The 21,038-nt window shown below is 35.9% G+C and carries 15 protein-coding genes and 1 CRISPR repeat array; of the genes, 11 read left to right on the top strand and 4 right to left on the bottom strand.

Annotated features, from left to right (window positions below):
* Positions 1-222: 222 nt before the first annotated feature.
* The 3 genes from cas2 to csx18 form a co-directional block, all read right to left on the bottom strand.
* Positions 223-501, bottom strand: coding sequence for a CRISPR-associated endonuclease Cas2, Ssr7093 family (cas2, locus tag FFR48_RS07660; protein ID WP_137666949.1), 279 nt, complete (start codon positions 499-501; stop codon positions 223-225).
* 7 nt (positions 502-508) lie between these two features.
* Complete coding sequence (locus tag FFR48_RS07655) at positions 509-1,501, bottom strand: CRISPR-associated endonuclease Cas1, Slr7092 subtype (protein WP_137666948.1); 993 nt, start codon at positions 1,499-1,501, stop codon at positions 509-511.
* Positions 1,502-1,574: 73 nt separating this feature from the next.
* Positions 1,575-1,832 carry a CRISPR-associated protein Csx18 gene (gene csx18 / locus FFR48_RS07650; RefSeq protein ID WP_096569836.1) on the bottom strand — a complete coding sequence of 86 codons (258 nt, stop codon included), beginning with the start codon at positions 1,830-1,832 and terminating at the stop codon, positions 1,575-1,577.
* Between the two features lie 284 nt (positions 1,833-2,116).
* A CRISPR array of direct repeats spans positions 2,117-6,764; the repeat unit is 36 nt; unit sequence ACCGCTTCCTTAACAAGAAGTGGAATTAATGGAAAC.
* A 160-nt stretch (positions 6,765-6,924) separates the two neighbouring features.
* Here csx18 and FFR48_RS07645 point away from each other — a divergent pair.
* The gene (locus tag FFR48_RS07645) at positions 6,925-7,290 is read left to right on the top strand and encodes a hypothetical protein (RefSeq protein ID WP_096569834.1); all 366 of its coding nucleotides are present in this window, start codon (positions 6,925-6,927) and stop codon (positions 7,288-7,290) included.
* Positions 7,291-7,516: 226 nt separating this feature from the next.
* Positions 7,517-8,053 (top strand): membrane protein insertion efficiency factor YidD, encoded by a 537-nt coding sequence (gene yidD / locus FFR48_RS07640; protein ID WP_199291168.1) that lies wholly within the window; start codon positions 7,517-7,519, stop codon positions 8,051-8,053.
* A 539-nt stretch (positions 8,054-8,592) separates the two neighbouring features.
* Here yidD and FFR48_RS07635 read toward each other — a convergent pair.
* Entirely contained in the window at positions 8,593-10,662 is a 2,070-nt protein-coding gene (locus FFR48_RS07635) for a WYL domain-containing protein (RefSeq protein ID WP_137666946.1), read from the bottom strand.
* A 594-nt stretch (positions 10,663-11,256) separates the two neighbouring features.
* On the opposite strand from FFR48_RS07635, the gene FFR48_RS07630 reads away from it, so the two are divergent.
* The 9 genes from FFR48_RS07630 to FFR48_RS07590 all read left to right on the top strand — a co-directional run bounded on the left by FFR48_RS07630 (position 11,257) and on the right by FFR48_RS07590 (position 20,591).
* On the top strand, positions 11,257-11,511 hold the full coding sequence (locus tag FFR48_RS07630; RefSeq protein ID WP_137666945.1) for a type II toxin-antitoxin system prevent-host-death family antitoxin: 255 nt from the start codon (positions 11,257-11,259) through the stop codon (positions 11,509-11,511).
* A 201-nt stretch (positions 11,512-11,712) separates the two neighbouring features.
* Positions 11,713-11,976, top strand: a complete 264-nt coding sequence (locus FFR48_RS30525) for a type II toxin-antitoxin system RelE family toxin (RefSeq protein ID WP_137666944.1) — start codon at positions 11,713-11,715, stop codon at positions 11,974-11,976.
* An 87-nt stretch (positions 11,977-12,063) separates the two neighbouring features.
* A complete protein-coding gene (locus FFR48_RS07620) occupies positions 12,064-13,047 on the top strand; it encodes a type III-B CRISPR module-associated Cmr3 family protein (protein WP_137666943.1) in 984 nt (327 codons plus the stop codon).
* A gap of 252 nt (positions 13,048-13,299) precedes the next feature.
* Entirely contained in the window at positions 13,300-14,952 is a 1,653-nt protein-coding gene (locus FFR48_RS07615) for a Cas10/Cmr2 second palm domain-containing protein (RefSeq protein ID WP_137666942.1), read from the top strand.
* The gene (locus FFR48_RS07610) at positions 14,937-15,944 is read left to right on the top strand and encodes a type III-B CRISPR module-associated Cmr3 family protein (RefSeq protein ID WP_137666941.1); all 1,008 of its coding nucleotides are present in this window, start codon (positions 14,937-14,939) and stop codon (positions 15,942-15,944) included. The genes FFR48_RS07615 and FFR48_RS07610 overlap by 16 nt, the downstream gene beginning before the upstream one ends.
* A 1-nt stretch (position 15,945) precedes the next feature.
* Positions 15,946-16,785, top strand: a complete 840-nt coding sequence (gene cmr4 / locus FFR48_RS07605; RefSeq protein ID WP_137666940.1) for a type III-B CRISPR module RAMP protein Cmr4 — start codon at positions 15,946-15,948, stop codon at positions 16,783-16,785.
* 3 nt (positions 16,786-16,788) lie between these two features.
* Complete coding sequence (locus FFR48_RS07600; RefSeq protein WP_096569820.1) at positions 16,789-17,205, top strand: hypothetical protein; 417 nt, start codon at positions 16,789-16,791, stop codon at positions 17,203-17,205.
* Complete coding sequence (locus tag FFR48_RS07595; protein ID WP_137666939.1) at positions 17,192-18,805, top strand: hypothetical protein; 1,614 nt, start codon at positions 17,192-17,194, stop codon at positions 18,803-18,805. The genes FFR48_RS07600 and FFR48_RS07595 overlap by 14 nt, the downstream gene beginning before the upstream one ends.
* Positions 18,806-18,926: 121 nt before the next feature.
* Positions 18,927-20,591, top strand: coding sequence for a hypothetical protein (locus FFR48_RS07590; RefSeq protein WP_137666938.1), 1,665 nt, complete (start codon positions 18,927-18,929; stop codon positions 20,589-20,591).
* The last annotated feature ends 447 nt before the right edge of the window (positions 20,592-21,038 follow it).

The raw sequence follows: 21,038 nt of genomic DNA, 5'->3' as shown, positions 1-21,038 counted from the left end.
GGTAATTTATAGCCATCTATAATTTACCTGTTTTGTTTTGCTTTGTTTTTATCCTCTATTTTCTGACTTTTTTCCTAGACTTTAAATTTTTCCTTTACGATCGCTTGACAATCAAGACAGTCGCTACAAAAACTCTTAACCGAACAGTATTGATCCCGTATCTGAATATTATCTATATTTTATTTATCAAGAAATTTAAATAATTTAAATAATTTAAATAATTTAAATAATAATAGAACCTGGAATTTCTGTTACGGGTGGTTCTCCCCAAGTTTCAATTTGGTTAAATGTATGTTTACTTAATGGATAAAATCTGATACTGTCTTCCAGGGAATTGATTTCTTTACCTAATCGTTGTTTTAATTCTGTATATTTCTGTGAATTGAGCAGACATTCAAAAACTGAATATTGAACTCTTTGACCATATCCTTCTAATAATTCTGAGATTTTTTGGCGACGTTTATCGTCAGAAATATCATAAACTATTACATAAAATAACATTTAAAAATTAACGAATTTGATAAGGTTGGTAAACTTGACTAGGTTGATAGACAAACTCTTTAAAAATTTTAATTTGTTGAGTCATTAAATCCCAGCGGGGTTGATTTTCGCCTTTTTGATTTTGTACATCTTCCTCTAATTTCTGGAGAAAGTATTTTATATATTTTTCCCTACCATGATTATTGAGATAACAACCACCATTATGATAGACAAAATCTTGAGTATCATCCATAATTTTACTGTTGATTAACCACAACACCAAAGAATCAATAATTGGAGCGCGAAATTCTTCTATTAAATCAGAAGCTAATGCTGCATGACGTTCTGTTCCTTGATGCAAACAAGCATAATAGGGATCTAATCCTTGGATTTCTATTAATGTTAAAATATGATTCCACAGAATTTGATAACCAAAACTCAACATAGCATTAACGGGGTTTCCTGGGGGGCGACGACTACGGGCTAAAAATATGAAATTAGGATGATTTAAGCATTCTCCAAAAGCGGAAAAATATTGAGCCGCACCAGCACCTTCTAATCCCATTAATCGTTCTGTTGTTTCTGCTTCCCGTGCTTTTTGAATTAATACAGCTAAACTTTTAATAGCCATTTCTGTAGTTGTTGAGGGATTGCGTCGTTGTTGACGTTGTAGAAAAGTCCGGCTATTTTTTAATTTACCTGCGACTATATTTTGAGCTACTATTAATTTATCCGTTGTTGTTAATTGTTGTTGATAACGGGAAAGTTGACGATATCCTCTAGCGATGGGCATTAATCGCCCATAACAATATCCCATTCTCGATAAATAAGCAATAGGAATATCTCGCCATAAACAGCTACGAATTGCTTCAGTAGTCATTTGTGATTTACCGAAAATTAATATTTGTTCTAATAGCGGTAATTGAATTTCTCCATGTATTGTTTCTCCTTGTTTGACTATTAAGGTTTCTGCTTTGAGAGAGATATAACAACCTTGACGGGAAATATATAATGTTCGCATAGTCGGTTAAGGGTAAGATTTTTGATTACAAAAATTGATCTTTAGTTTGAGGACAAATTTTTCTCTAATGTTGTTAAGAATGATTAATTATTTTTGATTGTTGAGAAATGATTTCTGCTATCATATTTTTGATGTGAGTTGGTTGTAAAAAAACCACAATTTTATCAGATGCTGTAGCATTTATAAAACTAGCTAAGGTAACTAATAATGTATTGACAATAACTGCTGCTAATCCTAATGGGGCAATTAATAGGATTATGAGTGTAATTGACCCATTAAATATAGCGACTCCTAAATTTCTGACTAAAGCCGCACGATGAGAAATGTACATATTTTTTGTGAGTTGATGACTTTTTTAAAATAGACCTAATTGCCAGGTAATGTAAGGGGGTTTCATGCGAATAAGGAATTTTTTTGTTAGTAATGGTTTTTTTGCGGCCGGGTAGGGGAGGGGGTGCAAATGTTGATTCTTTCGTTGACCCTGCCGATCCCTTGCTGGGTAAGGGTTTCAGGTGTTTTAACATCATGGTTTATGGTGCTGGTTGACTTTTTTTTTAGACCCGGCCGAAAATTGCCTCTAGACAGTAGGCAGGGTAAGGGTTTATAATGGTGGCTACCGCTTCCTTAACAAGAAGTGGAATTAATGGAAACAAGGACCGAAAGCATAGGCATTCCAGCCTATCATGTACCGCTTCCTTAACAAGAAGTGGAATTAATGGAAACAGAACTTGCCTCTTCTAGCTTTAAAAGTAAACTTGTCACCGCTTCCTTAACAAGAAGTGGAATTAATGGAAACTAACCCTTGGAGGTTGAGTACAGAAGAACCGGATAAACCGCTTCCTTAACAAGAAGTGGAATTAATGGAAACGAGCTGGAGCAGGGGCTGGAGCAGCCTTTTTGAAAATATACCGCTTCCTTAACAAGAAGTGGAATTAATGGAAACCGCTTTCTTGGTGGTGGGAACGCTCGTGTTGTCTCTCTAACCGCTTCCTTAACAAGAAGTGGAATTAATGGAAACAAAAGACCCTTTATATCTCTCTGCTCTGGGTATATCTCCTACCGCTTCCTTAACAAGAAGTGGAATTAATGGAAACTCTCAACCCCTTTTGAGTTGGTGTAGGGCTCAATTACCGCTTCCTTAACAAGAAGTGGAATTAATGGAAACACAGTTTCTATAAATTTTGTTTTCCATGCTTGTTTAGCATACCGCTTCCTTAACAAGAAGTGGAATTAATGGAAACTTTTTTGACCTTTGGAAGCTTTACCTCTGCTGAGGTGTTTACCGCTTCCTTAACAAGAAGTGGAATTAATGGAAACCAGACCACAGCCTGCTCCCTCTTATAGGTCTGCTTAGTGCAGAATACCGCTTCCTTAACAAGAAGTGGAATTAATGGAAACTCACCCTCAAGCTCATGTGACTTTAAGAGTGTCTAGACCACCGCTTCCTTAACAAGAAGTGGAATTAATGGAAACTTTCGGTCGGAGAAAGTACCTAGAGTACCCTCTGCGTACACACCGCTTCCTTAACAAGAAGTGGAATTAATGGAAACCTACACCATAGACAGGTGCGCCTTTAGCCCCTACAAAAACCGCTTCCTTAACAAGAAGTGGAATTAATGGAAACGTTGAGGTGTTTCTGCTCCCCCTCTTTGTTCTTTTTACCGCTTCCTTAACAAGAAGTGGAATTAATGGAAACTTATGACTATGAAGGTACTACCAGAAGCAAGTGGGTAGTAACCGCTTCCTTAACAAGAAGTGGAATTAATGGAAACAACTTGGAGTAGCAGCTCGTCTGCCTCTTGAATAGCTTCAACACCGCTTCCTTAACAAGAAGTGGAATTAATGGAAACTCGTACTTTCTAGTACACCACTCCCTGCACAAGGCGAACCGCTTCCTTAACAAGAAGTGGAATTAATGGAAACGCTACTTGGTTAATATCCCGTGGACGTGCGACGGGGCTACCGCTTCCTTAACAAGAAGTGGAATTAATGGAAACTGTCTTCATAACAATCCCAAACTTTGAACGTTAACTTTGAAAACTCACTAACCGCTTCCTTAACAAGAAGTGGAATTAATGGAAACGAGTTGAAGTCCCACTCGTCTTTACAACGAATTATAAACCGCTTCCTTAACAAGAAGTGGAATTAATGGAAACGTAGTCACCTAAACAGTGACCTTGAAATGTCACCAACCGCTTCCTTAACAAGAAGTGGAATTAATGGAAACACATATCTCTGGGTGACAGGTTTGTTTGTCACCCCATCTCACCGCTTCCTTAACAAGAAGTGGAATTAATGGAAACAGTATTGAGCTTCACGGAGCGCATAGCTTGTTAATACCGCTTCCTTAACAAGAAGTGGAATTAATGGAAACGTCGGCTAGTGCTTCAGCCAGGTAATTCTGGTCATAGTCTACCGCTTCCTTAACAAGAAGTGGAATTAATGGAAACCTGGTAACAACCAGCTGAACCAGTGCCTCAGCACTAGTACCGCTTCCTTAACAAGAAGTGGAATTAATGGAAACTAGGCGGGGGATTTCACCCAGCCATTTTTAAACTGTCTGGCACACCGCTTCCTTAACAAGAAGTGGAATTAATGGAAACTAGTTGTTTGGGGTCTCCAACCATTAGCAACTGAAACCGCTTCCTTAACAAGAAGTGGAATTAATGGAAACTTAAAAGCCAACTTGGTGCAGACAGCAGACTACTTCGTCTACCGCTTCCTTAACAAGAAGTGGAATTAATGGAAACGTTACTGCCACGCAGAACTCGATTCTGCTGCAGATTTACCGCTTCCTTAACAAGAAGTGGAATTAATGGAAACCCACAGAAGGAGTTCTACCAGCCCATTGCTCCGATACTAACCGCTTCCTTAACAAGAAGTGGAATTAATGGAAACTCACCAACTTCCATAACCGGAGCAGGAGCGGGAGCAACTTACCGCTTCCTTAACAAGAAGTGGAATTAATGGAAACAGAGATCATCTATTGAAAGAGATGAGCCTATTTCTACAAGGCTGACCGCTTCCTTAACAAGAAGTGGAATTAATGGAAACTTGCAGAGACTGGGGGTAGCAGGGCTACTCTTCCAAACACCAAACCGCTTCCTTAACAAGAAGTGGAATTAATGGAAACCATCATGCTTACCACCCTTGCGAGAGTACATATGCACAACCGCTTCCTTAACAAGAAGTGGAATTAATGGAAACAAGCCACTCCATAAAGGAATCCCAATCAAGGGAGTCTAAACTACAGACCGCTTCCTTAACAAGAAGTGGAATTAATGGAAACCTTTCTTAAAGGCTTGTTTTCTTTGTTCTTCTTCTTCACCGCTTCCTTAACAAGAAGTGGAATTAATGGAAACTTCCCTGGTGGGAATAGGTGATTCCGTGAAGTTAATACCGCTTCCTTAACAAGAAGTGGAATTAATGGAAACATGATAGAAGGGAGGCTCTTTGAACCTCCTCTTCTATGAACCGCTTCCTTAACAAGAAGTGGAATTAATGGAAACTCCTGGTGGCAGTTTAGCTTCTGCTTACCTTCATAGAAGTTACCGCTTCCTTAACAAGAAGTGGAATTAATGGAAACCCAAGTCGAAGGTACAATTATACCTTCTTTATGTAACCGCTTCCTTAACAAGAAGTGGAATTAATGGAAACCATCCCAAGTATGACCAATTAGGCGCGGCTACAAGTCGTATGTGACCGCTTCCTTAACAAGAAGTGGAATTAATGGAAACTTGAACGTTAGCTTAGAAAACTCACAAGCGTCAAGAGTGACCGCTTCCTTAACAAGAAGTGGAATTAATGGAAACTGCAGGAAGCAGCCTTAACTGCCTCAGAAAGCCGCAAGGCTACCGCTTCCTTAACAAGAAGTGGAATTAATGGAAACCTAATAGAGTTAGTTGAGGCTGTGACACCTCCTCTCTTTGTTCTTACCGCTTCCTTAACAAGAAGTGGAATTAATGGAAACAGTAGCTCTTGCTCTTGTTGCTTTTGAGCAATAATACCGCTTCCTTAACAAGAAGTGGAATTAATGGAAACGGCTCTGTAGCAGCACAACTAAGACTGAGCGGGAACGCTCGTAACTGGTACCGCTTCCTTAACAAGAAGTGGAATTAATGGAAACAAAAGTAAATGGTAGGTTTTCCTCATCAATCAATCTAGTAGGACCGCTTCCTTAACAAGAAGTGGAATTAATGGAAACAAAAACCATCATCCTTCTGTATTTCATCCCCGACCGCTTCCTTAACAAGAAGTGGAATTAATGGAAACTGGTATTTGTAGCATCCTTTGAACATACCACTCGTACTCTGCCTCCGAACCGCTTCCTTAACAAGAAGTGGAATTAATGGAAACTCTGAGGTCGTTTTGTAGTACATATCTTCTTCTTGTTTTACCGCTTCCTTAACAAGAAGTGGAATTAATGGAAACAGTGGTATCCTGTGGAACATCGGGTACAAGAAACCCACCGCTTCCTTAACAAGAAGTGGAATTAATGGAAACGATGATAGTTTAGTTGATCTAAATAAACATTTAAATTTACCGCTTCCTTAACAAGAAGTGGAATTAATGGAAACCATCAATTATACTCTCTTTATTGAATAGAAATTGTTTAGAACCGCTTCCTTAACAAGAAGTGGAATTAATGGAAACGTGTTCCATCCTCATGGAACTCTAAATTCTGGACTCTTATAAACCGCTTCCTTAACAAGAAGTGGAATTAATGGAAACCATCCATAAACGCTGAGGATGCTTTTGACGGTTCTCTTGATGTACCGCTTCCTTAACAAGAAGTGGAATTAATGGAAACTATGAAGCGCAACTACGCGGTAGATCGGGATTAGCAAATGCAGGTATAACCGCTTCCTTAACAAGAAGTGGAATTAATGGAAACTCCTCGAGAGACCCTATACATACGTATTTAGGAGGCAACACCGCTTCCTTAACAAGAAGTGGAATTAATGGAAACTAAAAGCTTATTTATCCGGAGTTTTAGAGATTTTAACCGCTTCCTTAACAAGAAGTGGAATTAATGGAAACCTTGTCTAGTGCTTCATAAGCACCTTCCAAAACTTCTGTACCGCTTCCTTAACAAGAAGTGGAATTAATGGAAACGCTGAATGAACCCTTGAGAGTGGGCTTGACTCCCGACCGCTTCCTTAACAAGAAGTGGAATTAATGGAAACGCAGCAGCTTTAGAGGAGAACAAGTTAGAAATCGCTTTAAAACCGCTTCCTTAACAAGAAGTGGAATTAATGGAAACCCACTATCAGATCCCGGACTTCTTTGAGAAGTCCGGGATCTACTGCTTAAATGAAGATTTTCCTCATTCGCATGAGAAGCATTGAATCACGAGAAAATTGCGAGTATGTTGTTACAGGAGATGTAAACAAAACTACCGCCAGGGTGAAGGAATATCTGTTATGGGAGAAAATAATGACAATAAAAAACTGTTGCGTCAATCTTTAGATGCAATTAATGAACAAGAAGAACGGAAAAAAGCAGATAAAATTGTGCGGCTTTCTCGTTTAAATATAACCATTGCAGTTTTATTATCTTTATTGATTCCCCTTGCTGGATATTGTTACACACGACGTTGGAAAGCACTGTTGTGGCTGGGTTTGAGTCTTGGTGTAACAGGTGCAATAATTGGATTATCTTCCTCTACAGAAGAAGAAGCAATGGAAAGAGGTTTTGCTATTGGTTCTATTGCTAGTTTAATTGCGCCTATTGATAATGGTTTAGCTATTTCCCGTGCTAAAAAGCAGATCGAAGATATTAATAATTAGGATTTGCTAAAAAAGTATTCTCATGGGAATTGGGAATTGGGAATTGGGAATAGATGAAAGAGTTTAGCAGAGAAAAATGTCCTAATTAGGGTGTCTTGATAACTACATCAATAATCTAGATTAATACATGAATAATTTAGATTATTAATTTAGATTATTAATTTAGATTATTAATTTAGATTAATAATATTGATGTCTTCTTTTATTTATTGAGTTAGTCATGGAAATGTTTAATAAATTAATCCGTAAAATATCGGTTTTTGGTATTAACTTTTATCAAAAACATCTCTCACCTTACAAGGGTTATTGTTGCGCTCATCGAATTTTGCATGGTGGTGATTCTTGTTCTGAATATGTCAAAAAAGCTTTTTTAGAACAGGATTTAAATACAGCAATTCAACTTTCCCGTCAACGATTTACAGAGTGTGGACAAGCTGCGGAAAATTTAGCATCTCAAAAACCACGTCAACAGGAAAATTTAAATGTAAGATTAGGATCGGCAAATTTACAGCGCAGAAGTTCTCGTTTATTCAATCGTCGATCATTTTTGTATTTAATCATTCCTGCATTCTTTACTTTTGGTTTAGTAACTCCTGCATTAGCAAGTAAAGGAAAAGCTTATAGTCAATGTTTGAAAATGGCAACAAAATCAAGTGTAAGACAAGATCAAAAAGATGGTAAATGTGGTAATGAACCAGAGTTATATTATGGTTTATGTTGTTTGGGAATTGTGGGTTTAGGTATTGCTAATGACGATAAATAGGGTTTGCTGAAAAAGTTATCTGTGGGAATTAAGAATGTGCTGTAAATGCAAGGTTTTTGATTTCCCATATCATAAAAGCTTGCACTTTTTCAGTTTTTGATTATTTAAAATCTTTGTGGGGAAAATTCATAAATTTTCCTGACATTCATTTTTACCTGATGTTTATTGATTGGCAATCTACTGAAAACTTTATTCTTGCATAGGGGTAATTCATGAATTACCCCTACTTTTGTTCCTTTTGGCGTAAGTCCTATGATTCTATTTAGGGTTTGCTGAATAAACCTAAAACCTTGATATATCAAAGGTTAGAGGCTGATAAACACAGAAATTAGTGCAAGGGTTTTGAAGGGTATACCGGAATGTGCATTTTTTGGGATTTCAAGAGATGGCAAAGAAATTTTCAAATCTCCTCCTGACTCCTGACTCCTGACTCCTGACTCCTGACTCCTGACTCCTGACTCCTGACTCCTGACTCCTGACTCCTTGATCTCCTGACTCCTGACTCCTATGCCCTCACGGAAAGACTTTCTCAGCAACTCCTATTTATAGATATTAACAATATCTTCGCCAATTTGTTTGATTTTATTGACTAATAATTCTGGTTTTACTACTTTTACCCCACCTTTAAAACCGAGAATCCAGCGTAGTAATTCTATATCATCTACACACCATTTAGGTAACATAACTTGAAAGCGATGGGGAAATTTAGGATCTCTTGTCTGTTTAAGACAAAAAATAGATTTCGGTAGATTCAATTTTTTAGCTGTAGTGGGTAATGACATTTTCATTTGTGAGGAAGGAAAACGTTTAGTTCCTTCAGCGACAAAGTTAAACATACTATCATTAAACCAAAGTTCAATGGTGATCAAAACCTGAGAACGTTCTTTTTTAGTTCCTTCTAAAAGTGTTTTTTGATCTTGATGATCATATCCTAAAAAAATGCTGGCACACATTTGAGAAAGTTTTTGTAATTTGTTTAATGCTGTTTTTTGTTCTGTTTGGGAACGGTTGATGATTTGATGTTTACCGATAAATAATCTATCTAGTCTTTCAAATCGTAATAAACCTTTTTTGTCTCCACTCATTAATTCATAACCTAAGTACCAAGCAGAATTAAAAAATACAATTTGTAAAGGAAATGCTAAAAAGAATCCTTCTTGATCATGGGCAAATTTACCACTTCCAGGAAAACGGTTTAATTCTAATAGTTTTCCTTGGGCGATCGCTTCTTCTAATTCTTGGATATTTCTGGCTAAAGATTCTTGGGGTAAATAATCTGCATCTATCATACTACGATTGGCGATCGCCCGCACGGGATAAACTTGATTTACACCTAATTTACTTTTTTCCATACGACTAGTAAACTTTTGGTAAATCTCTAAAGCAATAGGATCATTTAAACTTTTAGCTTGAGACTGTAACATATTAAAAATTTGTGTTAACTCTAAACTTGATAAAATTCCAGTTCCTGCAAAATAACCGTCACGCATAGAAAAATCCGGCAGAATTTTATAGGGTTTGAGGACTTTTTCAATATCTTTACGAACTGAATCTATACTATTACCAAAAATTCCTTCATATTTTGGTAATGCTAACAGCAAAGTTTTTAAACTACCTGATCCTGAAGAAAATAAAAATGGATGATGGAGAATTAACCGGATAATAGATAACAATCTTTGAAAAGCTGTTAAATCTGAATAAGGATGAGTTATTAAAACAGTGGCAGATTTAGGAACATAATCACCTACATCAATAGTACCGGGAAGAACTTGAGAAATACTATTGACACCAATGAAACTATTTTTCTGTAACCAAATTAAATCTTGAGCAATAGATTGTTTATCTGCATATACTTTACCATATAACCGACTTACAAAACCAGCTACTTCTGCCAAAGAATTAGCAAATTCAGGAAGATAACCAAAAACATTCAATAATAAATGAGGATGTGTAGATTGTAAATTACCAACTCCTGGATAATTAATAATTACAGAAATCAAATACATCAACCTTTCAAAATCTAAGAATCTACTATAAGCGTGAAAAGTTATGTGACTATTGCGATTACTACGATTAACAAGAGTTCTATCAAGTTGTTGAATCGTATTTACAACTTCTTGAAAATTGAACTTTGGCGAAATGACATCAACTTCCTTAATAATTACCAAACCTTCCCCAGAAACCGGGGGAAAATCTAACAAAGATTGATACATACTATCAATAACCATATCGGGAACTTGACGGTGACGCTGTTGATTCCATTGTTTACAAACTTCCAAAGGAGTTGTTAAATACCAACCGATCCACAACACGGGAAAATCAACCGCCACATTCAACTTTTCTAATAAATCTAATCTCCATATCCGCCTGGCGTTAGTAGCATCATAAATGACACCAACACCTTCAGTAATAGCATTAACTACAGCAGAAATCACCTTTGCTTCAATTTCCTCCCATACACCTTGAATAGAAGCATCACCATATAACTGATGACGAATAGCATCAGTAGAAACAACGCGATAATTACCCAACTTAGCGAGACTAGCAGCAAAGGTTGATTTTCCGCTACCAGGAACACCGATGAGGAAATGACAGATAGGAGTGGACATAATTATTCATATTCAAAACTTATCTTGCATTTTCCCCCCTACCTTGGGGTAAAAGTCTAGTGTTTTCAAGCGAACGAGGAATTTATAATACAGCACTTACCAGTGTTATGAGGTACACTATGAACAAGCACGACTTTTACTGAGCTTGTCGAAGTATGCCTGTACCAAAAGGGTTTGATCACTAATATTTGTACTTCATAATAACGGAAACTGCTGTAATTCAGATAAGCGATATTTACAACCCGCATATCTAGATTTTTTCTGTATTAGTGCAGTTTATAACCGCCTATTTAAACAATATCCTTACTAATTTCTGCTAAAACAAGAATGATTTGGTTTTTCATCTGTGATAGTGAAATACCAAATCATCTTGTTTAATTACAATGTTTTTTATTAAAACATCAATACCTACAGGAGTTCGTTTTGTTTTCAACAATGCGACTTCACCCAGTCGTCGGGAATTACATTTTACAATTATAGCATCATTGTTAGATTAGATAGCAATGAGCTATTGTAAAAAATGTTTGAGCAATGAAAATAAATCTCCCATCATTTGCTCAAATACTGGCAAATTATTGAATCAGAGTAACATTTATGACTAATCAGCAAATAAACATTGATGACATCAATATTAAAACGTTTATAGACAAGATTGCAATTGAGGGAGGACGTATTGTTATACATCAAGCTGGAAAACCTATAGCCGCTTTAGTTCCCATTGAAGAGTTAGAGATATTGGAAGAGTTGGAAGAATTAGAAGATCAGCTTGATATTCAAGCAGCAGAGGAAGCGATGAAAGAACCAGGAGTAGTGTCTTGGGAAGATGTGAAGCTACAGTTTGGCCTGTAATTGCTTTTGATCTAATTAATTTTGATGTAATTTTCTATTTCTATTGACAGAGTATTTTTTCTGTGTTAAATCAGACTAATAGACCCAAAAATTAAGGATTTATAACCATGAACAAGATACGCGATCGCAACACAAGCTAAAGAAGGGAAAACCCTAATTATTTAAACATTGAATAACTACAAAGAGAAGCTAGTAAAAAATATGGAATACCACATTGATCTGAAGTCTTGTGCTGAGAGAGATTTAGGCAAACTTGCACAAGCTATTAAAGGGGCTGTAGGCGTTGTTATAAACTCCTTGAAAAAAAATCCTCGGCCTTTAGGAGTTAAAAAGCTTTACCACAATCAAGACCTGTATAGAGTGCGTGTAAAAGATCATCGAATTATTTACAAGATTAATGATCTATCTCACGAGGTCTTAATAGTGACCATTGGACCAAGAAACAAAGTCTATCGAAATATTTGATACTTGTGGCATAGGTAAAACGGTTGTTTATACCTATGCCAGTTTAGCAATTTTATCAAGTTTTAATCTGCATTGAAATATTAAACTATGTTTGAATTTCTCATCATCATCGAACCTTTAGGATTTTTATATGGTAGTGCAGGGCGTTTTATTGAAGAAGAGAGTTTTGTTAGTTTATCAAATAGAAAATTTCCCCCCAGTACAGCAACAATATCAGGACTATATGCAGCTACCGTAGAGACAGAATTAATTACCTCACTGCAAATAGCTGGACCATTTTGGGCATATACAGAAGAACCACAAAATTTTTATGTCCCATTACCATTTAACTATTTAGTAGAAAATGGAGAAATAAAAGATATATTTTATTGGGATTTTCAAACTCAAGTATGGCAACTAGAAACAGGTAATTTATTAACAGATAAATTTCTAAAAAGTGAAAACTGGATACCTATTAAATCGTGGTATAACCCAAAAGAAATACATCACAATCCTTGGAAATATATACCACATTTACATCCCCGATTTTCTTCAGAACAACGTCACCTAGATAGTGATAGCAGTCAAGAAAATTTATTTTTAGAGAATGCTGTACAAATACATCCTGATACCTGTCTGATTTATCTCAGCAATATACCTTTAAATGATGGTTGCTATCGATTAGGTGGCGAAGGACACATAGTAGATATACGTTGTTTAGAAATTGCTAATTCAACTCAACAGTTATTTAACCAACCGGTCGGTAAACAATTTGCTATCATTACTCCTGCTGTATGGGGTTCTACTCGATTATCTTATATTCAACCCATGATTTACAAAGATAACGAATTTCAACCCGTATGGGAAATAGAAGCAATCCTCACAGAAAAACCTCAACCCTTTCGCTATCGGTTGGGTGGTACTGGTAAAACCAAACGCTTATCTCGTGGACGTTATGCTGTTCCTTCAGGTAGTGTATATGTTCTCAAAAAAGCTATAAAACAACCCTGGTACAAATGGTCACAACACTGGTTTCCTACAGAGGGTTATAACTTTAAACGTTGGGGATGTGGTCTAGCATTACCCTTATAACCAGTATAACCAGTAAATTTCGTCATTCGCATGAGTAGCAGTTTACAACCAAAATTTTACCGCTAAGATAAAGCACAAGGGAGTCAATGTTCACAGATTGCAAAAAACAGCCAAATTTGTTGACACATCTTTACAGATATTGACAATACCTGTTTCATTTTCTTACCAATTATGAAAAACTCTTTTTTTTTCACACAGTATAACTTTTAGCGTGTATTGTGAAAACTAAGCAAACAAGGAGATACAGAACCCGTGACTAAATATACTGCTATCACCTTTGCACCCGTCCAAGGGTTCATAGAAAAATCCCGCAAACTGCGAGACTTATACGGTGGTTCATTAATTCTGTCCTACTTGAGTCAACAAATAGTTAACTCTGTTAATACACACAATTTAACATTAATTTCTCCTGCACTTCCTACAGTTCAAAAAGGAATGCCAAACCGCATTTTAATTAAAGGAGAAATGACCAGAGAACAAGCAGAACAAGTCATCCTTTCCCGATGGAAAGAGATGTTAAAAGTTTGCCGAGAATGGATAGAAAAACAATTACCAGAATTTGATTATCAATGGGAAAGAGAATGGAGTTTATGGGGTTCTCACACTTGGGAGATATTTCAAGGATGTGGTAATAGTATCATTGAGGCAATGAATGATTTAGAAACTAAAAAATTATCCCGTGATTGGACAGCGGTAAACTGGATTGGTGAAAGTTCTAGTTTAACAGGTACTGATGGAATTGCGTTTCCTGGGATGGGTGGAAAATCTCGTAATCCTCAAACCATGAACTATAAATTAGAAGATGAGAAAATCAAGGATTTTTATAGTAAATTAGCAGAAATTACCGAAGACCAAAAAGAAGGAAATCCAGGAAATCCAGAAAATCCAGAAAATCCAGAAGGTAAATTTATTGCCATTAACGAAAAATTGAGTATTCCCGAATTAGTAAAACGTCTCGTTACATGGGAGAAAATTCAACAACAAATAGGTATAGATCCACTGGATAAAGGTTTTACAGAAATTCAACGTAAACCACAACCAGCACAACCAGAAAAAAATCAAGAAAGTGTTCCTGGACAATGGACAGGATGGTTCATGGGAGATGGTGACGAAGTTGGCAAACATTTACAAGAATTAGCGAAAAAAGAAAATGGTGATGAACAAATAAAAAACTTTAGTGATGCTATGCGAACTTGGGGTAAACAATTTGATGAAAGATTTAATTTAAAACAAAAAATAGGTAGAATTGTTTACGCTGGTGGTGATGATTTTTTAGGAATTATTTATAGTAATAATCCTCAAAAACCCATTTCCCCATTAACAGCGTATGAATGGTTATTAACGTTAAATGAGACATGGCAAAAACACCAACAGAAAATAACTGTCAGTGTCGGTTTTGTCTGGGTTGCAGGTAGCGTACCTCAGCGAGATGTTTTACAACATTGTCGGGAAGCGGAAAAAGTAGCCAAATCTCTAGGAAGAGATAGAGTAACTATTCGGGTGGTTTTTAATAGTGGTCAATATATCCAGTGGACTTGTCCCTGGTGTTATTTGGGGATTTTAAAGAAGTATCGAGATAGGGATAAAAATTCCAATTGGAGTCATATTTATCAAGACTTAGCTTATTTAGAATCTCGCCGAGTATTTGATATTGAAAATGCCAAGGAAGCATACAATGTTAAACAAACAGCATTAAATTTTTTTGATCTCTATTTTCCCGGAGAAGGTCAAAAATTAATCATTGATATCAAGGATGGTAAAACCATAAATGATCAAAAGAATGAATTAGCTAAAAAACTCGCTGGTTTTAGCGATGATAGCAATGAAATTGATCGGTCAAAAGCCATTGTTGATTGGATTACAGATTTAGTTAAAGTAGGTTGGCATTTATGTTCAAATACTTAATTAGTATTAACCCTTTAGGTTTGATGTATGGTAGTGCTGGGGCGTTTTTATCACCAGAAAATTTGGTAGGCCGTTCCGGTGCTAAATTTCCTCCCGATGCTGCTACCTTAGCAGGTTTAATGTTTAGCATTAACAAAGTTAACGAAAAATTTACTCAACAAACCTTGAGAGATAATCTTTATGTTGCAGGTCCGTTTTGGGCAAAATCAACTAATATAAGTACAAAACAAAACTTTTTTATTCCCATACCTTGGCATAAAATCATATCTAAAAAAGGTTTTGGAGAATGGAAAATAGAAAATAATCAGTGGAAACTGGAAAAAAACATAGACGCAGACAAACCTGAAGCTGATTATCGTTGGCAAACTATAGAATCTTGGAACACATCAGCAAAAGGACTAAAAACGAGTAATCAATCAATTGCTGATAATCCTTGGAAATTTGGTTCTTTGATTCATCCCAAAATTCAACCATCAGAACGGTGTGTAGTCAAATCTGATGGACTCTTTTTAGAGAACTCTGCACAAATACCTGATGATGTTTGTTTAGTTTATTTATCCACATATCCTATTGATAACGGTTGGTATAAATTTGGAGGAGAAAATCACATTGTAGAAATATCTTGTGATGAAATATCACCAAAAATCATAAAACTTTTAAATCAACCCATCGGTAAAAGTTTTGCATTAATAACACCGGGAGTCTGGGGTTCTAACCGAATCTCTCACCGTCAACCCCAACCAGAGGATCATAGTTTTCCTGAAACTGTGCAGATGCTAACAGATAAACCTGTTCCCTATCGTTTCCGTTCCCAAGGAACATTAGGAAGAGGACGTTATGCTGTTCCTGCGGGTAGTGTTTACGTACTCAAAGAACCTATTAATAAACCTTGGTGGGAATGGGACGAGAAATGGTTTCCTAATGAAGGTTACAGTCTTAAAAAACTCGGTTGTGGTTTGTGTTTACCAGTAGAAATTGAAGGAGTTAACTAAAATGTATACCAAAACCTATGGAATTATCGAAACCTTAGCACCCCTCCATGTTGGTGCAACCGCAGGAGAAGAAAGCGGAAATTTAAACTTGATTTTCCGTGATCAATTTACCCAAACTGGTATCATTCCCGGTAGTTCAATTCGTGGTCGTTTACGTTCAGAAATGCGTAATGATCAAAGTGAAAATGAAGCCAATTATTGGTATGGTAACGGTGCAGACGATGACAAAAATAACGAATCTATCGTTAAATTTGAATATGCTTCTATAGTTTGGATTCCCGTTTTTTGCCCAGGTCAACCTATTGTATGGGTAACTTGTCAGCGATTATTAAAACGTTATCAAAGAATAGCAGGTGATACCATTGTTAAAGTTAATGGACAAGATCAACATCTCAAAGACATCACAATTCCTAATCTTTATACAGGTTCAACCAACCTAGTCGCAAAACAAGCAACAGGAGGTAAAAGAACGATCTTCTTTAATTTAGGTTTCTTAGAAATTAACAAAACACAAGACTTATCACCTTGGTTTCCTGACCAGCAACAACAACCATCAGTCGTAGTTGCTGATAGTGATATTGGTATGATTCATGATATGGCATTATATCGCCAAAGTCGTGTCCGTCTCAAACCAGATCAAAAAGTAGTCGAAGGTGGGGGGTTTTTCAACACCGAAGCATTGCCCGAAGGAACTATTTTAGTATTTCCTATTGCTATTAGAGATGATAAATCAGGTAAAAAATGGCAACCTTTCACTATTGGCAAAACCGCAGATATTTATTTAGGTGGTTTAGAATCAATTGGTTTAGGTCATTGTGAATTAACTATCAAAGGAGAATAAAAAATGACTTGGCAATCTTATAACTTAGACCAAAAAGCACAAAAATTAGTCCTCATCTACCGGGATAAAAAAGGTGTCATCGGTCAATCTCATAAAATGAGAAGTACCGTAGCTTATGGTTTAGAAAGATTTTGGGGTGAACATTTACGACTCTTACCTAAAGAACCAGACAAAGGTAAATATTGGCGTGATACTTGGACAACTTTTGTGGGAATTATGAAACAAGCAGGAATTAAATTACCTGAAGATCAAGTTGATGGTAGTAATACCCGACAAGTACAAGATTATGCTTCTAGATTATGGAGTTTAGATATTGAAGATCAACGCATTTGTTTAGCAGTATTGACTCAATTTTGTGACAGTTTAGTTTGGTGGACTCAACGTTATAAAAAACCAGGTGATAGTGATGCCGAACAGTAATGAAGTACCCTTAATGTTTCAAGCACAAATTAGCGGTAGGGGACAAATTCAATATATTCAACAACCTAAACAGTCTGAAAGATGGGTTGATGAATGGCTAGAAGCTACCGCTATCAAGCCTCCTAATTTTAGTCATCATGTCAGAACAAAGGAATATAAAATTAGTTGGCGGTTGCTTTCTAATAGTGGTCAAGATGATGATTTTATCCGTCCTGTAATTGCGGCTAATGGGTTTCCCTATTACCCTGGTGCGAGTATGAAAGGTGCATTTTTAAGACATTGTACCCCTGCACAAGCTATTAGATATTGTGGTTATCAAAATAGTAGTGAAACTAAACCGGGAATATTACGTTTTCATGGTGCATTTCCCCAAGATGCAACTTGGAAAGAAGAACCTTTAATTGATGTAGTTCACCCCCAAGAAAATTGGCAAGTAAAAAACAGTGATTCCCATGCTGCATTTTTGCAAATTTCCCTTTATGCACCAACCTTAGTTTTTGGTATTTCTAGCACTATTGAATTAGAGGATAGTGAATGGGAAACTATTTGGAGTATTTGGGATCAAGCGATAGAAAGGGGTATTGGTTCTAGGGTAAGTGCGGGTTATGGTCAACCTATTAATCACCCAGAAACTAAGTTATTTACTGTGAATTTAAAAGGACAAGGTTTAGCCTCACAATTAATAGATAAAACTGGTGAATTTCGCCCCAATATGTTTAAAGCTGCTTTACGGGGTCATACTTTACGGTTATTTAGTGGGGTGACAGATGAAAATACAGCACAAGAATTAACTAAGGAACTGTGGGGAGGTTTTGCAGGTACTAAAGGTGCAGTAGTGGGAGATTTAGGTATTGCTTTTCATGCTGAAAGTTTAGTCATGGGTGAGTTTACCTATAATCACAATAGAATATCTATGCCTACCTATGATTTAAAAAAAGGTACTTTAACTATTCTCTGTATGAAAAATCATGCAGATGAATATAGAAAGCAATTGAGAATTTTAGCTAAAGCAATTTTGCGATTTTCTCTATTAATAGGTGGTTTTGGTAAATCATCCCGCAGGGTAGATCATAGAATCTTTTTCCCTAAATATTTCGACTATGAAGATAAACCTATGATTGGTTGTCAATGGGGATTTACTCAAGAATCAGAAGCATATTATTTTCCTGTGAATAATATTAACCACATCAAAAATATTATTGAGAATGTTCGCAAAGCTGTCAATAATTGGTTGGTTTTTAAAGGTAAATCTCAAAATTATCAACGAAATGCTTGGCGGGAATGTTTTCATCCTGAAAATGTACAAATTTGGGGACGTTTAGCGGTAGATAAAGAAGATAGTTTAGCAGTGGGCTGGTTTCATGGAAATTATAGAGGTACTCAATCAATTAAACGTTCTAAATTGACTGGGGAAATGGGAAAAATTGGCAGAATTTACCATCGAATGTATCCCCATTATAAAATCAGGGAAGATCAGATGGTTCGCCAACGAGGATATGTAGAGTTATTAACCATCTTTCCTGATAAAAGAGATGAAACTACTAAACAGTTTTTAGCTTTTTTACCAACAAGTGGGTTTGAAAAATTGTGGGGTGTGTAATCAAGATCCCGGACTTCTATGATTAATTAAAATAGAAGTCCGACATCTATCTGCAAATTTGATTAAATAAAAATTTGATTAAGTAAAAATTTGATTAAATAAATTTTCAGGAGTTGAAAAAATGAGTATTTGGATTGTAACTACTGGCAATAGTGATGTTATCCTAACACACAATCAGACTTGGGGAGATTTACACCATGAAGCAAGTGATAAATTAGAATGTTCTGATTTTGCACAAGCTGATCCCAGAGATTCTAACGATCACAATGCTGGGTATACAGTACCAGCAAGAGTTCTCGGTATAGTTTATGAAAATCAAAAAGAATACTATGAACAAGATTTAAAATTTCCATTGTTAGATACTTATCAAAAATATCTCACAGCAAATAATGTGGAAATTGAGAGAATTATTGTCTTATTAACAGATCAATCTCAAATCTTTAGCACACAAGAACAAAGAATACACCCAAGATCACCTTATTGGAAAGATACTTGTACTCTGAAACCTGTATTAGAGTGGTATTTCCAAAATTCAGAAATTAGCTGTACACCAGAATTTGAATATTTTATTCCTTCTAATAATGCTGCTGGTATTGATAACTGGGATGCTACTTTATCTTTGGTGGAAACAAAGTTAACACAGTTAATAACAGAGTTAAATATTGACACTAACCAGGAAGTGTATGTTAGTCATCAAGCGGGAACTCCCGCAGTTTCTTCTGCTGTGCAGTTTGTGAGTATTGGAAAGTTTAAAAAGGTTAAATTTTTAGTTGCTAATGAATATTTTGATCCTGAAGATTATGATATTAAATCTCAATCTAAAATCATTGAAAGTTCCCGTTATCAAAGAAGTGTACAAATTCAAAAAGCTAAACAGTTAATTGAAAGTGGTTTACCAGGTGCTGCTCTAAATATTTTGGATACCATTGATGTAGATGAAAACCTTAAACAAGATTTAAGAAATTTAGTGAGATTCTTCAATATAGAAAGTGAATTAGCCAAAAGTGGAAAATTTGATTCAGGATTAGCTATAGAACGAGTAATAAATGCTTTAGAACTTGTTAGTTGTTACTTTCAAGAGCAAAGTTATATTCAAGGTATAACTTTATTATCTGCTGCTCATGAAACTTTTCTCAAAGCAGCAATCATGAAAGAATTATCTAAGAAATATTCTTACTTTAATTTATCTATTAATGGAAATACTAAGCGATTACAGGTAATAAAAGTGATTGAATGGACTAAGGCTGGTTTAAGTTTTGCGAAAGATCCTAAAGATAACGAGGTCTGGGAGTTAGATAATCATTTAAAAAGATTACTTGGTATAAATATAAAAAATATTAAGTCTTATAAACTTGATATTTTACAACAGTTGTCTTTTCCAACTGATAATCTTGAATTATCTAGAAAATTAAATAAAGTTGAGCATGGGGATTTTAAAATAATTGGCAGTAATACAGGTATGCTGGCATGGCTAAAACAATTATCATCAGATTTTGCATCTTGGAAACTCATGGAATTTATAGGTCGGTATGATAGAGAATTTGAAGAAGATAGACGTAATCAACTAATGCACAATTTAGTTGGAGCCAAGCCAAAAGAAGTAATTAAATATTTGATGGGTAATCAAAATAGTCCACAATATACTGATAATCATGCGAGTGTAGTTAACGCTTATGAAGAAGAAGTTAAAAAACCATTTTTAAAGCAAATCAATAAATTAGGATTGCCTTACAAAGAAAGTGATTTACGTAAACAACTACAAGAAATAGCTAGTAAGCTAAGTTAAATTACTAAGTATGATGCAAAGTATCCTGCATTTTTCATAACATTCACACAATAGACATCTCCAGAAAAGAAATTATGGAACCTATTTATTGGGGCAGGTCGAAGCATTTGGGATATCTAGATGTCTGATTTTTCCGTTAAATTATCGCCCTGTAAGGGCGAAGCATTCGGAAAATATCCTTTGGTGAATACCGATCATTAATCGCTCGAATGCTTCGCCCCTACTTCGCCCCTACAACTTATGACAAATTAATACATTCTATTTTGGAGATGTCTAGTGAAAGATGCTACTAAACCCAGATATTTTAATAATGTTTTCCTGATACCAACATAATGCGATCGCTCAAATGCTAATTATTTCTTTCTGACAAAATACCTCTAGACACCACAGGGGAAAAGAGACTAAAATAGAGCGATCGCTTCCTCCATAGGGAATAAAAATAGAGTA

Source organism: Sphaerospermopsis reniformis (assembly GCF_005402885.1).
Classification (GTDB): Bacteria; Cyanobacteriota; Cyanobacteriia; order Cyanobacteriales; family Nostocaceae; genus Sphaerospermopsis; species Sphaerospermopsis kisseleviana.
Note: the sequence above shows the minus strand (reverse complement) of the source record. Positions and strands in the feature narration are given on the sequence as shown.